This is a genomic window from Streptomyces sp. KLMMK (genome assembly GCF_036961605.1).
Classification (GTDB): Bacteria; Actinomycetota; Actinomycetes; order Streptomycetales; family Streptomycetaceae; genus Streptomyces; species Streptomyces telluris.
This window is the reverse complement of sequence record NZ_JBAMDC010000156.1, coordinates 1-13969: the sequence shown is the minus strand read 5'-3', so window position 1 is coordinate 13969 and position 13969 is coordinate 1. Positions and strand designations below refer to the sequence as shown.

The 13969-nt window shown below is 74.3% G+C and carries 12 protein-coding genes; all 12 read right to left on the bottom strand.

Annotated elements, in window-relative coordinates; translation table 11 throughout:
- The coding region (locus V7793_RS21390; protein WP_336008888.1) for an AAA family ATPase at positions 1 to 1584 on the bottom strand (1584 nt) is incomplete at its 3' end.
- A 340-nt stretch (positions 1585 to 1924) separates the two neighbouring features.
- Positions 1925 to 2386 (bottom strand): XRE family transcriptional regulator, encoded by a 462-nt coding sequence (locus V7793_RS21385; protein ID WP_168092250.1) that lies wholly within the window; start codon positions 2384 to 2386, stop codon positions 1925 to 1927.
- Between the two features lie 32 nt (positions 2387 to 2418).
- Positions 2419 to 3579 (bottom strand): DUF5954 family protein, encoded by a 1161-nt coding sequence (locus V7793_RS21380; protein ID WP_336008885.1) that lies wholly within the window; start codon positions 3577 to 3579, stop codon positions 2419 to 2421.
- Between the two features lie 128 nt (positions 3580 to 3707).
- Positions 3708 to 4460 carry a UdgX family uracil-DNA binding protein gene (locus V7793_RS21375; protein ID WP_336008884.1) on the bottom strand — a complete coding sequence of 251 codons (753 nt, stop codon included), beginning with the start codon at positions 4458 to 4460 and terminating at the stop codon, positions 3708 to 3710.
- The gene (locus V7793_RS21370) at positions 4460 to 5005 is read right to left on the bottom strand and encodes a type 1 glutamine amidotransferase domain-containing protein (protein ID WP_336008892.1); all 546 of its coding nucleotides are present in this window, start codon (positions 5003 to 5005) and stop codon (positions 4460 to 4462) included. The genes V7793_RS21375 and V7793_RS21370 overlap by 1 nt, the downstream gene beginning before the upstream one ends.
- A 57-nt stretch (positions 5006 to 5062) precedes the next feature.
- Entirely contained in the window at positions 5063 to 6019 is a 957-nt protein-coding gene (locus V7793_RS21365; RefSeq protein ID WP_336008883.1) for a TIGR03557 family F420-dependent LLM class oxidoreductase, read from the bottom strand.
- A 75-nt stretch (positions 6020 to 6094) separates the two neighbouring features.
- The gene (locus tag V7793_RS21360; protein WP_336008890.1) at positions 6095 to 7102 is read right to left on the bottom strand and encodes an SDR family oxidoreductase; all 1008 of its coding nucleotides are present in this window, start codon (positions 7100 to 7102) and stop codon (positions 6095 to 6097) included.
- 35 nt (positions 7103 to 7137) lie between these two features.
- Positions 7138 to 8259, bottom strand: coding sequence for an enolase C-terminal domain-like protein (locus V7793_RS21355; RefSeq protein WP_336008882.1), 1122 nt, complete (start codon positions 8257 to 8259; stop codon positions 7138 to 7140).
- Positions 8256 to 10673: a GMC family oxidoreductase gene (locus tag V7793_RS21350; RefSeq protein ID WP_336008881.1), complete on the bottom strand. Its 2418-nt coding sequence runs from the start codon at positions 10671 to 10673 to the stop codon at positions 8256 to 8258. Before V7793_RS21350 ends, V7793_RS21355 begins: the two co-directional genes overlap by 4 nt.
- Positions 10674 to 10675: 2 nt before the next feature.
- The gene (locus V7793_RS21345) at positions 10676 to 11152 is read right to left on the bottom strand and encodes a hypothetical protein (RefSeq protein WP_336008880.1); all 477 of its coding nucleotides are present in this window, start codon (positions 11150 to 11152) and stop codon (positions 10676 to 10678) included.
- On the bottom strand, positions 11149 to 12969 hold the full coding sequence (locus V7793_RS21340; protein ID WP_336008878.1) for a thiamine pyrophosphate-requiring protein: 1821 nt from the start codon (positions 12967 to 12969) through the stop codon (positions 11149 to 11151). Before V7793_RS21340 ends, V7793_RS21345 begins: the two co-directional genes overlap by 4 nt.
- A 164-nt stretch (positions 12970 to 13133) precedes the next feature.
- Entirely contained in the window at positions 13134 to 13673 is a 540-nt protein-coding gene (locus tag V7793_RS21335) for a DUF6328 family protein (protein ID WP_336008876.1), read from the bottom strand.
- Between the last annotated feature and the right edge of the window lie 296 nt (positions 13674 to 13969).

The window sequence follows — 13969 nt, the reverse complement described above, 5'->3', positions numbered from 1 at the left end:
GGCCTCCAGCGGGAGCAGGTCGCCCACTCCGGCGCAGTCCGCCTCGACGGCCGCGTCCACGGCGTGGTTCAGCTCGCGCAGCAGGCAGCGCTCGGCCCGCAGGACGGCCGCGGAGGACTCTTCCGCGCTGCGGGCCTCCGCCACGCCTTCCAGGAGGACGCTCTCGGCTTCCTCGGGGCGGCCCAGGAGCTGCAGGGCGTGGGCGATGCACAGCCGGATGTCGGCGCGCCCGGCGGCATCGGGCTGGAGGGCGAGCGCGCGCCGCAGGTGCCCGACCGCGGCGGCCGGGTCGGCGGCGAGCTCGATCTGGCCGAGTGCGCGCAGCAGCTTGGCCCGGCACAGGCCCTCGCACTCCTCCAGGCCGCGGTGGAGATAGGCCCGGGCCCGGTCCGGTTCGCCGCGCTGGATCACCTCTCCGGCGGCCGTGCACAGCACGGAGCAGGTCCAGTGCAGGCCGAGGGTGCTGCGGACGCGCAGGAGCTGGGAGGCGACGCGCTCGGCGGGGGCGCCCGACTCGTGGAGGAGCTGGGCGGCGCGGGAGTGCAGGGCGTCGCGCCGGCTGGGCGGGATGCGGGCCAGGACCGCGGTGCGCAGGACCGGCCGGGCGAAGCCGACGACCGGGTCCTGCCCGGTGAGGGCGCCGGCACGCACGAGGGCGTCGACGATGTCGGCGGCGCCCAGGGCGTCCAGCCCGAGGAGCCGGGCGATCATGGGGGTGGTGGCGGAGCCGTCGAGGACCGCGGTGGCCTGGAGCACGGCGGCGGCGCCGGGGTAGGCGCGGTCGTAGCGCGGCAGCAGGGTGTCGGCGACCTCCACCGGGGCGAGCTCCCCGATGCGGCGCGCGGCGTCGGCGTCGGGCCGCAGGCCGTGCAGGCGCATGACGCGGAAGAGGGCTTCGAGGAGGTAGGGGCTGCCGCCGGTGGCGGTGCGGCACGCGGCGACGAAGCGGGGGTCGGGCGCGGCGTCGGCGGCGCCCGGGACGGTGAAGGTGTCGGCGGCGATCCGGGCGGTGTCCTCGGTGGTGAGGTCCCGTAAGAGGACCCGGTGGCGGAAGGAGGAGAGCACCTCCGCCAGCACCGGGTCGCCGGGGGTCTCGCCGAGGGCGACGGTGGCAACGAGGGCGACCGGGGTGTTCTCCAGCCGGGCCATCAGGTAGCCGAGGCAGCGCAGGGAGGCGGTGTCGGCCCACTGGAGGTCGTCGATGGCCAGCATCAGCGGGGTGCCCGTGGACAGCAGCCGGGCGAGCGGGTGGACCGCGCCGGCGCCGGGCGCGGCGTGCGGGGCGTACGGCGCGGGGCAGTTCAGGTGGGCCTCCCAGGGGGCGGGGGCCCGGCCTCCGGGGCCCTGCTCCCCCGCGCCCGCGCTGTCCAGGATGCTCCGGGCCCCGGCCATGAGCTGCTGGGCGATGCTGTACTCGACGTCCTGCTCGGAGGCGCGGGCCCGCGCGGAGAGCAGGTGGAGGCCGTGCTCGCCGGCCTGGTCCATGGCGTGGCGCAGGAGTCTGGTGCGCCCCATGCCGGCCGTGCCTTCGATGAGGATGCTCTGGCCCCGGCCGTCACCGGCGGCTTTCAGGATGTCGTGCACGCGCGTGCCCTCCCCGTAAGGCGGCGGGGCCGTCCCGGAGCTGCATGCCACTCCCCCGGGTCCCCCGTGTGACGGCCCGGTCTTTGCTGCCGTGATGCCGTGGGTAGTGATGTGTCTCAGGAGGCCGGACCGTGAAGTCAATGAAGACGTTAACTCGTATGAACAAGTTGACCAATAGTTGGTTCACCGTAGCTTATGGCGACACAAGAAGTGACCCTAACTTGAGAGTTGGGGCATTTCAACCGCATGCCGAAGCCACGGACGCCGCGCGGTACGCAGCGCCCGTGGCTCGGCAGAGCACGGCTCTCGTGGGGGATCGGGGGTGGGGCCCCGGCAGGCGCTACGCGCGCCTGGTGCCCTGCTCCAGCTCGCGGAGCTGGCGGATCATGTCGGCGGCCATCCGCTTCCCCTCCGGGGAGAGCGCCGCGAGGTCGCCGCGCAGGTACACCGCGCTCACCCCGGCCTCGGCCATGGCCTGGTCCAGCTCGCGCCCGGCCAGCACCTCCTCGTCGATCATCCGGCGGGCCACGTCGTCCTCGGTGAAATAGGAGACGGGCACGTCGAAGTACGTGGCCATCGCGCGCAGGTGCCGCAGTGTCGGGTTCGTGCGCTCCCCGCGGTGCAGCTGCCACAGATAGACGCTGGAGAAGGTCTCGCCGGACTGGGCGGCTATCTCCGCCGCCAGCTTCTTGTAGGACGGCTTCCCGTTCTCGCTGGGCCCGGCACGCATCTTGAGCAGGTGGTCGAGCTTCTGCGCCACCGTCAGCCGGCGCCGGCCCGGACCGTCCCTCTCTTCACTCATCGTCTGCCAACCCCCCTCTGCACGGCACCAGTTTAGGCACGACGGGCCTGGTCCTGCGCCTCCGGGCCCTGCCGCGCCCCGCCCCGTCCCGCTTCGTCGAGCCGCCGTCTGCGCTCCTGTTCCTTGCGCGCGAGCGCCATCATCTCCTTGGCCTCTGCGGAAGGCTCGAAGTCCTCGTCGTCCTCGTCGTCGTGGACCAGCCCCTGCTCGCGCAGCTGCCGGTCGTGCACCTTGACGGGCGGCTGGGGGTCGTGGTCGGAGGGGCGCGGTCCCTCGGGGCCGTCCGGCCCGACGCGCACCAGGCGCTCGATGCGCACCACGCGGAAGCGCCGGCCGGCCGCCTCCGCCTCCGCGCCGCACTCGGCGTCGAGCCGGTCCGCCGCCCGGGCGTACTCCTCGCGCTCCTGCTCGTCCAGCCGCAGCAGCACCGGGGCCATGACCCTCAGGTCCATCGCGAGGGCGTCGCGCGCGGCCTGGGGCGTGGAACAGCCGGTGGTCACGGGCTCCCACTGCCCGCCGGCCCGCTCCGCGATCATGTACGAGGCGGGCAGCAGCACCCCGCCCGGGTGCGTGACGGCGGCCCGCAGGGAGTCGGCCCGCACGTCGGGGGGCACGGTGCCGGGGCCCTGGACCAGCGACAGCAGTTCGGCCTTGAGGATGCCCTCGGACATGCCCGTGGCCGTGAGGGTGTCGAGGACCATGCCCTCGACGGGGTCGGGCACCTCGTGGGACCTGCCGGGCGCGGCCGGGTCGGGGTCGGAGGGGCGCGGGGGCTCGGGCCCGTCGGGGCCGGTCCGGACGAACTGCTCCGCGCGCACGACCCGGTGGCGGCTGCCGAGCACCGTCATCTCGTCGACGGCCTCCCAGTCCAGCCGTTCGGCAGCCGCGCCGTACTCCCGCGCCGCGGCGCCGTCGCCGGTCTCCTCCGCGTCGCGGGCGGCCCGGCGGAAGAGGGCGGCCATGGTGTCCCGGGAGTCCTGGGGCGCGCGGTCGCCGATGTGGGTCAGCACCTGCCAGCCGCCCTCCTCCCGCTCGCGCACGACGCCGAAGACCGGGCCGCCGCCCCCGAGGATCTCGGGGTACGCCTCGCGCGCCCGCCACGCCTCCTCGTCCGCCAGGGCGGCGACCGGGGCGTCGGGCGCAGCCATCCTGATCTGCCGGTACCCCGGCACTCGCTCGCTGTGATCGGACATGCACTCAGCATGTCGCGCAAGGCCGCTCCCGCGCAGGAAAACGCCCTTCCCGCCGGGTGCTTTCCCGGTACGGACCGCCCGCGTACGGGCCGCGTGCCCTGCCGGTGCCGGGCCCGCGGGTAAGCCGCTCACCCGCTCCCGCGGTGCAGCAGCCGGGCCGCCACGCCGAGGTCCGCGACCAGGCCCGCGTACGCGTCGCCGCGGGCGCGGTCGTCCGCGCGCAGCACGGCCGACGGGTGGATGGTCGCCACGAGCGTGCCCTCGCCCTCCCCGCCGCCGCCCTGACCGCCGCCGTCGCCCTCGCCCTCCCCGCCGCCGCCCTGACCGTCGCCGTCGCCGTCGCCGTCGCCGTCGCCGTCGCCGTCGAGTGACGGCAGCGGCAGGGGGATGCCACGCTGCTGTGTCACCCGGAAGGAAGAGCCGAGCAGGGACTTGCCGGCGGTCGCGCCGAGGGCGACGACCACCTCCGGGCCGATCAGCCGCAGTTCGGAGGCGAGCCAGGGGCGGCAGGCGCTGATCTCGTGGAGGTTGGGCGCCTTGTGGATGCGGCGCTTGCCCCGCGCCTGCCGCTCGAACTTGAAGTGCTTGACGGCATTGGTGACGTACACCTCCGCCGGGTCGATGCCAGCCTCCGCGAGCGCCCGGGTCAGCACGCCTCCGGCCGGGCCGACGAAGGGCTCCCCCTTGCGGTCCTCCTGGTCGCCCGGCTGCTCGCCGACGAGCACCACCCGGGCGGAGGCCTCGCCGGAGCCGAAGACGGTCTGCGTGGCCTCGCGGAACAGCGGGCAGCCCCGGCAGCCGGCCGCGGCGTCCCGCAGGCCCCGCAGGTCGGCTCCGCCGGGTACGAAGGGGCCCGCGTCGTAGTCCTCCGGTGCGGGCATCAGCCGCCGGCCGCCTTGCGGAACTCGGTCATGAAGGCCGCACAGAACGCCTTGAGGTCGGCCGGCTTGCGGCTGGTGATCAAGGTGGCGGGGGCGCAGGTGCAGACCTTGACCTCCTCGTCCACCCAGGTGCCGCCCGCGTTGCGGATGTCGGTGCGCAGGCTCGGCCAGGAGGTGAGGGTGCGGCCGCGCACGACACCGGCCTCGACCAGGGTCCAGGGGGCGTGGCAGATCGCCGCGACCGGCTTGCCAGCGTCGAAGAAGTCCTTGACGAAGGAGACGGCCCGCTCGTCCATGCGCAGGAAGTCGGGGTTGGCGACGCCGCCCGGCAGGACGAGTCCGTCGAAGTCCCCGGCCCGCGCCGTGACCACGTCCTCGTCGACGGCGAAGGTGTCGGCCTTGTCGAGGTGGTGGTAGGCCTGGATACGGCCGGTCTTCGTCGACACCAGCCGCGGCGCGCCGGCGGCCTCCAGGACGGCCCGCCAGGGCTCCGTCAGCTCGACCTGCTCGACACCCTCCGGCGCCGCCAGGAATGCGATCCGCATGGTCATGAAGCGTCCTTTCCGTCTTTCCGTCTTCCGTCTCCCGCCGGGTCCGGACGGTCAGTCCGGCAGCTGCGGCAGCACCTTGCTGCGGTAGAAGTCGAAGAAGCCGCGCTGGCCGGGCCCGATCTGGTTGACGAAGACGGTGTCGAACCCGGCGTCGGCGTACGCCGTGATCGCGGCCAGGTGCGCGTCCACGTCGTCCCCGCAGGTGACCGCGTCGGCGACGCGCTCCACCGGAACCAGCTCATTCGCCTGTTCGAAGTGCCGGGGTGTCGGCAGGATCTGGGCCAGCTCCCCCGGGAGCTGTTCGTTGGCCCACAGGCGGTGCGCGGTGCGCACGGCCTCCTCGCGGTCGGTGCCCCAGCACACCTTCAGCCCGCCGAACACGGGCTTGGCGCCGCCCCCGCTGCGCCGGAAGCGGTCGACGGCCTCCGCGTCGGGGGCCATCGTGATGAAGCCGTCGCCGATGCGCCCGGCCAGCTCGGTCGCGGTCGGCCCGAACGCCGAGACGTCGATGGGCACCGGTTCGTCGGGCACGGTGTACAGCCGGGCGTTCTCCACGGTGTAGTGCTTGCCGTGGTGGCTGACCTCGCCGCCCTCGAAGAGGAGCCGCATCACCTGGACGGCCTCCTGCAGCATCTCCAGCCGGATCGCCGCCTGCGGCCAGGCGCCGCCGAGGATGTGCTCGTTGAGCGCCTCCCCGCTGCCCACGCCGAGCCGGAAGCCCCCGCCCAGCTGGACGGCGGCCGTGGCCGCCGCCTGGGCCGTGACGGCCGGGTGCAGGCGCATGATCGGGCAGGTGACGGCCGTGCGGACGGGCAGCGAGGTGGCCTGCGAGAGCGCGCCGATCACCGACCAGACGAACGGGCTCTGGCCCTGCTCCCCGTTCCACGGGTGGAAGTGGTCGGAGATCCACAGGGAGGTGAAGCCCGCCTGCTCGGCCATGCGCGCCTGTTCGACCAGGTCGGCGGGGCCGTGTTCCTCGGTGGAGAGGAAGTAGCCGTATTCCGTCATCGGGGTGTGTCCTCCTGGAGGGCGGGGTTCGGACTCCTGGGTAACCGCAACGGGCGGCGGGGAAACACCCGGGTCTCAGTCCCGGCGCCGCCGCAGGACCGTACGGACGGCGGCGGCCGTGCCGAGCAGCGCCGCGGCCGGGAGCAGGAGGGGGTGGCGGGCGAGGGCGGCCTGCGGGGAGCGCGCGTGGGCCTCGGCGTCGAAGACGCCGTGCGCGCCGTGGTCGCCCCCGCCGGTGTCGTCCACCGGCTGCCACAGGTTGTGCGGACGGTCCGCCCGCACCTGCTCGTCGGTCTGCTGCGCGGCGATGCCGGTACGGGCCAGGTAGCGGTCCAGGAGGCCGGGGGCCGCCTTGTCGGCGAGGATCGTCGCGACGGTCGAGGCGCCGACGTAGTACTGCTTGCGCCGCGGGTGCCCGGCCGCGTGGACGACGGCGCGGGCGGCGACCTCGGGCTGGTAGACGGGCGCCACGGGCCGGGGGTGGTTCGGCAGCCGGGACAGGACCCAGGAGAACTGGGGCGTGTTGACCGCCGGCATCTGCACGACCGTCACGCGCACGTTGCTGTGCCGGGCGAGCAGCTCGGTCCGTACGGCCGAGGTGAAGCCGTTGACGGCGTGCTTGGCGCCGCAGTAGGCGGACTGCAGGGGCACGGAGCGGTAGCCGAGCGCCGAGCCGACCTGGACGATCGTGCCCGCGTCGCGCGGCAGCATCCGGCGCAGCGCGGCCCGGGTGCCGTGGACGCAGCCCAGGTAGGTGACGGCGGTGACGCGCTCGTACTCCTCCGGCTCGATGCGGGTGAACGGGGCGAAGACGGAGACGAAGGCCGCGTTGACCCATACGTCGATCGGGCCGAACGCGTCCTCCGCCGCGGCCGCGGCGGCCTCCACCTGGGCGTGGTCGGCCACGTCGGTGGGCAGCACCAGGGGTTTCCCGCCCAGCTCGGCGACCTCGGCCGCGGCGGCCGCCAGCCCGCCGCCGCCCCGGGCCAGCAGCGCCACCCGTGCGCCCCGGCGGGCGAACAGACGGGCCGTCGCCCGGCCGATCCCGGCGCTGGCACCGGTGATGACGACGGTCTGGTCCATGGGGCTCCCTTCCCGGGTGCGGGTGGTCACCGGAGTCACCTGACCCGGTACGGTTCGGCGCGGCCGGCGAGCAGGACCAGGCCGTGCCCGGGTGTGCCGTCCGCCCCGGGGCGGACGCTTCCCCCGCCCGGGTCGAGGGTTCCGGAGAAGAGCATCGACTCGATCCTGGTGTGGTCGTGGAACCACTCCAAGTGGCGCAGGTTGGGCACGGCGGCCGCGGCGTGCGCGTGGGCGTGCGGCGCGCAGTGCCCGGAGATCTGCAGGCCGGCCGCCTCGGCGAGGGCGGCGGCCCGCAGCCAGACGGTGATGCCGCCGCAGCGGGTGGCGTCGGCCTGCAGGCAGTCCACGGCACCGGCGGCGAGCATCGCGCCGAAGTAGGGGAGGGTGTAGCCGTACTCGCCGGCGGCCACGTCGGCGGTGACCGCGGCGCGGATCCCGGCGAGGCCGGCCAGGTCGTCGGAGGAGACGGGCTCCTCGAACCACAGGACGCCCTGGGCGTCCAGGTGCCGGGCCGCGCGGACCGCCTGCTTGCGCGTGTAGGCGCCGTTGGCGTCCACGTAGAGCTCGGCGTCGTCGCCGATGCTGCGGCGGGCACGGGCGACGCGGTGGTGGTCGCGGTCCTCCGCCCCGCCCCGGTCCTCCCCGATCTTGATCTTGACGCGGGGTATGCCGAGCTGCTCGGTCCAGCCGCGCAGCCGGCGGTCCTGGCGGGCGTCGTCGTAGGTGGTGAAGCCGCCGCTGCCGTAGACGGGCACCTCGTGGCGGGTCGCGCCGAGCAGCCGCACCAGGGGCAGGCCGAGGAGCCGGGCCTTGAGGTCCCACAGTGCGATGTCGACGGCCGAGAGGGCGCCGGCGACCAGGCCGGGCCGGCCGGCGTTGCGCACCGCGCGGCTCATCGCCTCGTTGGCCGCCGGCACGTCGAAGGCGCAGCGGCCGGTGACGGTGCCCGCGAGCTGACCGGTGATCACGTCCGCGGTGGCGGGGGCGCCGTAGGTCCAGCCGGTGCCGGTGGCGGCGCCGGACCGGGCGGTCGCCAGGACCAGGGTGGTCTCGTCCCAGGCGAGCGTGCCGTCGGCCTCGGGGGCGTCCGTGGGGACGGTGTAGGCGGCGGCCGTGACGTCCTCGACGACCGGGTCGCCCGCGCCCGGGCGGGTCACCGGCGGGCTCCCGCGGGCGAACGGAGGCCGGCGCGCGCTCCGGCGGCCAGCCGGCCGGCGGCGCGGTCGACGAGCGCCATGATGGTCAGGGCCGGGTTGGCGCTGCCCTGGGTGGGGAGCACGCTGCCGTCGGTGACGAGCAGGTTGGGCACGGCGAACGTGCGCAGGTCGGCGTCGACGACGCCGCTCGCGGGGCCCGCGGCCATCCGGCAGCCGCCGACCAGGTGCGCGTACCGGTTGATCGTGATCACCTCGGTGGCTCCGGCCGCGCGCAGCATGTCCTCCATCACCCTCCGCGCCGCCCGGATGAGCATGCGGTCGTTGTCGCACTGGCTGTAGGAGAAGTGGGCGACGGGCAGCCCATAGCGGTCCTTCTCCTGCGAGAGCGTCACGCGGTTGTCCGGCAGGGGCAGCAGTTCGCACAGCGCGCCCAGGGTCGCCCAGTGGACGTAGTCGCGCATGTACGTGCGCAGGTCCTCGCCCCAGTGCCCCTGGGCGGCCACGTGCTCGGCCCAGACGATCGGCAGCGGGGAGACGGTCTGCAGGGAGAAGCCGCGCTTGTAGGGCTTGGCGGGATCGGTCTCGTAGAAGTCCTCGGAGGACACCTCGGGGGGCGGCGCCTTGTAGGCGCGCACCTCCTCGGCGAAGCGGCCGGAGGTCTGCGGTGCGCCCTGCACCATCACGTACCGGCCGACCAGGTCGAAGTCGTTGCACAGCCCGTCGGGGAAGCGGCGGCACGCGGAGTTCAGCAGCAGCCGGGGCGTCTCGATGGAGTAGCCGGCGACGGCGACCGTGCGGGCGCGCTGCAGCCGTTCCCTGCCCTCGTGCACGTACCGCACGCCGGATGCCAGGCCCTGCGCGTCCAGCTCGATGCCGGTCACCATCGACTGCGCGCGGATCTCCGCGCCGTGGGCCAGCGCGTCCGGCACGTGCGTGATCAGGGTGGAGGCCTTGGCGTTGACCTTGCAGCCCTGCAGGCAGAAGCCGCGGTAGACGCAGTGCGGGCGGTTGCCGAAGGGGCCGTTGGTGATGGCGACCGGGCCCACCCGCGCCTCGATGCCCAGGGCGGCGGCCCCGCGCAGGAAGAGCTCGCCGTTGCCGCCCACCGGGTGCGGCGCGTGCGGGTACGCGTGCGGGTCGCCCCACGGCCAGTACTGGCCGGCGACGGGCAGCTCCTGCTCGATCCGCTCGTACGGGCCGCGCAGTTCCTCGTAGCCCAGCGGCCAGTCCGCGCCCACGCCGTCGTCGGTGAGCGTCGAGAAGTCCGAGGGGTGGAAGCGCGGGGCGTAGCCGGCGAAGTGCGTCGTGGAACCGCCCACGCCGCGGCCGGAGTTGTTGGCCCCCAGCGGCACCGGGTCGTCCCCGGAGACGACGCGCGGCTCCGTCCAGTACAGGTGGTGCGACCCGGCCTCGTCGCTGACCCAGTCGGTGTCGGGGTTCCAGAACGGACCGGCCTCCAGGCAGACCACCGACCAGCCGTGGCGGGCCATGCGCTGGGTGAGGGTGGCGCCGCCGGCGCCGCAGCCGATGACGACGAGGTCCACCTCGTCGTCATCGCCGAAGCGGCGCATGCCGTCGATCAGGGCCGGGTCGAAGCGGGTGTCCCCGCGCGGGAGGAGCCAGGGGGAGGCGTTGCGGGCGCGGAGGCGGGCCGTCGGTGACGCGGTCAGGCGCAGTGTGGCGGCTGCGGCGCGGGCCGCTGCCGCGGGGCCTCGACGGCGCGTTGCAGGTGCGGCCCGGTGGTCGGTCGTGCCCACCCGTTCCGCCCCGGCGGAACGACTGCCCACAACCTGAGCGGAGTTCGTTACGGGGTCCACCGGGTGCCGGTCCGGCGTCTCCCAGCGCTCCCTCAGGCCCACCCCCAGCCGTACGTACCCCCGCGGGTACGCCGGCCCCCCGAAGCCGATCTCGTTCCAGGCCCACGGGTGGGAGTAGAAGGCGGTGGAGGTGTACCGCGTCCACAACCCCCACACGTGGCCGGCCGGCATCCCGTGCCAGCGGTCCGTGCCGGTGTCGCGCACCGCCTGGACGAGCGCGGCCTGCCGTTCGCGGGCCAGGCCGGCGAAGGGGGTGCCGTACCGGGCGCGGGCGTCGGCGTCGAGGGCGGCGAGCGAGCACCGCCAGGCCTCGTCGTCCTCGGGCATGTCGGCGAACCGCCAGCCGTCGGTCTCCAGTTCGGCGAGCCGTGCGTCGATCATCTGCAGCACGGGCACCCTGGGGTCGTCCCACTGGGCCAGGAGGTGGTCGCAGAGCGGCCCGGCGACGGCCTCCTCGGCGAGGGTGAAGAACCGCAGGTCCGGCTGGACGGCCGTGCGGGAGAGGACGACGCCGGAGGTGGCGGCGTCCCACGTGCCGGCCTGGGCGAGGACGTCGTATCCCGCGAACCCGGTGCCGTGCCGCCCCGGCGTCGTCATCGTCACCGCTCCCTGCGCAGCAGGGCGGCGAGCAGGCCCATGCCGCCGACCATCGTCACCAGCAGCGGCGCGAAGAGGGGCGGTCCCAGCTCGACGTTGTACCGGGCCATCGACCAGCCGCCGGGCTTCCGGGCGATGCCGCGCAGGTGCAGGTAGGTGCCCTGCAGGCCGTTGGCGGCGATGGCCGCCGAGGCCAGCGGCAGGGCGGTCTTGGCCATCCGTTCGCTGACGAACCCGGCGACGCCCGCGGCCGCGCCGACGGGCCCGAGCAGGACCGGCCACCACATGACGCGGTTGCCGAAGCTCGCGCGGTCGTGCTCCAGGTAGATCTCGGCCGCCGTGACGAGGGAGCCCGCCGCCGTCAGCAGGGACAGGGTGCGTTCGAACCTGCCATGGCGGACGTTGCGCACCATGCGGTCCAGGGCGTACGGCGCCGGGCCCGCCGGCCGGGCCCGTGCCGTGCGCAGCAGCGGGTTCATCCGCCGTCCCCCGCCCCGTGCCCGCGGCGCTTGTGGCCGCCGGGCAGCATCTCCTGGATCTTCGCCTTGAACCCCTGGCGGACCACGGCGGCGCGGTCGCTGTCGCCCTTGAGGACCGCCGCGGCGGCGGCCTCGATCTGGTCGAGGGTCGCGTGGGGCGGGATCGGCGGTACGGCCGGGTCGGTGCGGAAGTCGATGACGAAGGGCCGGTCGGCGGCGAGGGCGCGCTCCCAGGCGGGGACGACTCCGCCCGGCTCCTCCACGCGGACGCCGTCGAGCCCGATCGAGCGGGCGAAGTCCGCGTAGGGCACGTCGGGGATGGCCTGCGAGGGCAGGAACTGCGGGGCGCCCTCCATGGCACGCATCTCCCACGTGACCTGGTTGAGATCCTGGTTGTTGAGGACGGCCACGACGAGGCGCGGGTCCTGCCACTCCTTGTAGTACTTGCCGGCGGTGATCAGCTCGGCCATGCCGTTCATCTGCATGGCCCCGTCGCCCACCAGGGCGATGGCCGGCCGGTCGGGGTGGGCGAACTTCGCGCCGATGGCGTAGGGGACGCCCGGCCCCATGGTGGCCAGCGTGCCGGACAGCGAGCCGCGCATGGTGCCGCGGATGCGCAGGTGGCGCGCGTACCAGTTCGCCGCGGAGCCCGAGTCGGCGGTCAGCACCGCGTTGTCGGGCAGCAGCGGGTCGAGGGCGTGGAAGACGTACTCGGGGTTGACGGGGTCGGCGGAGACGGCGGCACGCCGCTCCATGACCTCCCACCAGCGGGCGGTGTTCTTCTCGATGCCGGTCCGCCAGTCGCCGTGCTCCTTGGGCTTGAGCTGGGGCAGCAGCCGGATCAGGGTCTCCCGCGCGTCGCCCACCAGGTTGATCTCGAAGGGGTAGCGCAGCCCCACCATGAAGGGGTCGACGTCGATCTGGACCGCCCGCGCCTGCCCGAACTCCGGCAGGAACTGGGTGTAGGGGAAGCTCGACCCGATGACGACCAGCGTGTCGCAGTCGCGCATCAGCTCGTACGAGGGGCGGGTGCCCAGCAGCCCGACGGAGCCGGTCACGTACGGCAGGTCGTCGGGCAGCACGTCCTTGCCGAGCAGGGCCTTGGCGACCCCGGCGCCGAGCACCTCGGCGAGCTGCTCGACCTCCGCCCGCGCGCCGCGGGCTCCCTGGCCGACGAGGACGGCCACCTTCCGGCCGGCGTTGATCAGCTCCGCCGCCCGGCTGATCTCCGTGTCCGCGGGCACCGGCGCGTACGGCGCCATGCCCAGGCTGGAGGGCACCATCTTGAACGCGTGCTGCGGCGGCGAGTAGTCGAGCTCCTGCACGTCGGCGGGGATGATGAGCGCCGTGACCGTCCGCCGGGCGTACGCGGTGCGCATCGCCCGGTCGAGGACGTTGGGCAGCTGCTCGGGGACGGTCACCATCTCGCAGAAGTCGGAGGCGACGTCCTTGAACAGGCTCAGCAGGTCGACTTCCTGCTGGTAGGAGCCGCCCATCGCGCTGCGGTCGGTCTGGCCCACGATCGCCACGACCGGCACGTGGTCGAGCTTGGCGTCGTAGAGGCCGTTGAGCAGGTGGATGGCGCCCGGCCCGGAGGTCGCGGCGCACACCCCCACCTTGCCGGAGAACTTGGCGTACCCGACGGCCTCGAAGGCGGACATCTCCTCGTGCCGCGACTGGATGAACCGCGGATCGTCGTCCGCCCGGCCCCATGCGGCCAGCAGGCCGTTGATGCCGTCCCCCGCGTAGGCGAACACCCGGTCGACGCCCCATTCCCGCAGGCGCTGCAGGAGGTGGTCGGACACCTTCGTGGACATGGGACTCCCTTCGCCCGGGTGCGCGGTCGTCGCGGGACGGGTACGGGATGCCCCGCCACAGTCCTACGAGTGACCGGTCCCGGGCGGGGGAAACACGGGGCGCAGCGAATCCCTCGTACGGATGTGTGGGGCCACTCCTTCTGTGCGGGGCTTGCGCGGCGGGGTCATTCCTTCGGTCTGTAGCGGCGCAGCACCCAGCCGGGCAGCCCGAACCAGCACAGCACCAGCCAGGCCACGACCGCCGCCACCAGCCAGGGGACCGCGCTGTTGTGCAGCGCGATCCGCAGGATCAGCGTCATCGCCGAGGTGACCGTGCACAACAGCAGCACGATTCCCGCCATCGTCAGCCGGGCGGCCCAGGTGACCGTCTGCGGCTTGATGCGACGGCCGCTGACGATGCGGTGGAGGGAGACCGGGCCGACCAGGGCGCCGGTGGTGGCGGCGCCGAGCAGCACCGTGATCACGTAGATCGTCCGGTCGGTGCCGCCGAGATCGGCGAACCGGGGGGTGAAGACCACCGTGAGCAGGAAACCGAAGAGGATCTGCACGCCCGTCTGGGTGACCCGCACCTCCTGCAGGAGTTCGGCCCAGCGCCGGTCCGCGCGTTCCTCGGGCGTCTCGTGGCGTCCTCCGGAGCCGGACGGAGCCCCGGAGGGCCCGGACCGGCCGGGGCCGTGATCCTGCGGTCCGCTCGCTGCCGACATGCCGTCCTTCCGCATCTCCCCGGATCCCGGGGTACCCCTGCGCGCGCCGGGCATGCGCCCGTCGCCATACCTCGCGGCGGTGCGGGTACACGCGGGGCGACACGCCCCGGCGACGTCCCGCGGATCGCGGGGCCTACAGGCCGATACTGGGGCATTCCCGCGGAAAGCGGAGGTGAGCGGATGCTGAACGGCATCGTCCGGGCCGCGGCGGAGATCCTCGCGTGGTGGGCCGGCCTCACGGCGGTGTGGACCCTCCTCATCAGCCGGGCCGACACCCTGGAGATCGCCGTCGGGGC

What these genes read in the sequence shown, in the direction of transcription:
- V7793_RS21385 (WP_168092250.1), bottom strand. Translation starts at nt 2,386, where the DNA reads ATGAGTGAAGAGAGGGACGGTCCGGGCCGGCGCCGGCTGACGGTGGCG.
- V7793_RS21380 (WP_336008885.1), bottom strand. Translation starts at nt 3,579, where the DNA reads ATGTCCGATCACAGCGAGCGAGTGCCGGGGTACCGGCAGATCAGGATG.
- V7793_RS21375 (WP_336008884.1), bottom strand. Translation starts at nt 4,460, where the DNA reads ATGCCCGCACCGGAGGACTACGACGCGGGCCCCTTCGTACCCGGCGGA.
- V7793_RS21370 (WP_336008892.1), bottom strand. Translation starts at nt 5,005, where the DNA reads ATGCGGATCGCATTCCTGGCGGCGCCGGAGGGTGTCGAGCAGGTCGAG.
- V7793_RS21365 (WP_336008883.1), bottom strand. Translation starts at nt 6,019, where the DNA reads ATGACGGAATACGGCTACTTCCTCTCCACCGAGGAACACGGCCCCGCC.
- V7793_RS21360 (WP_336008890.1), bottom strand. Translation starts at nt 7,102, where the DNA reads ATGGACCAGACCGTCGTCATCACCGGTGCCAGCGCCGGGATCGGCCGG.
- V7793_RS21350 (WP_336008881.1), bottom strand. Translation starts at nt 10,673, where the DNA reads ATGACGACGCCGGGGCGGCACGGCACCGGGTTCGCGGGATACGACGTC.
- V7793_RS21345 (WP_336008880.1), bottom strand. Translation starts at nt 11,152, where the DNA reads ATGAACCCGCTGCTGCGCACGGCACGGGCCCGGCCGGCGGGCCCGGCG.
- V7793_RS21340 (WP_336008878.1), bottom strand. Translation starts at nt 12,969, where the DNA reads ATGTCCACGAAGGTGTCCGACCACCTCCTGCAGCGCCTGCGGGAATGG.
- V7793_RS21335 (WP_336008876.1), bottom strand. Translation starts at nt 13,673, where the DNA reads ATGTCGGCAGCGAGCGGACCGCAGGATCACGGCCCCGGCCGGTCCGGG.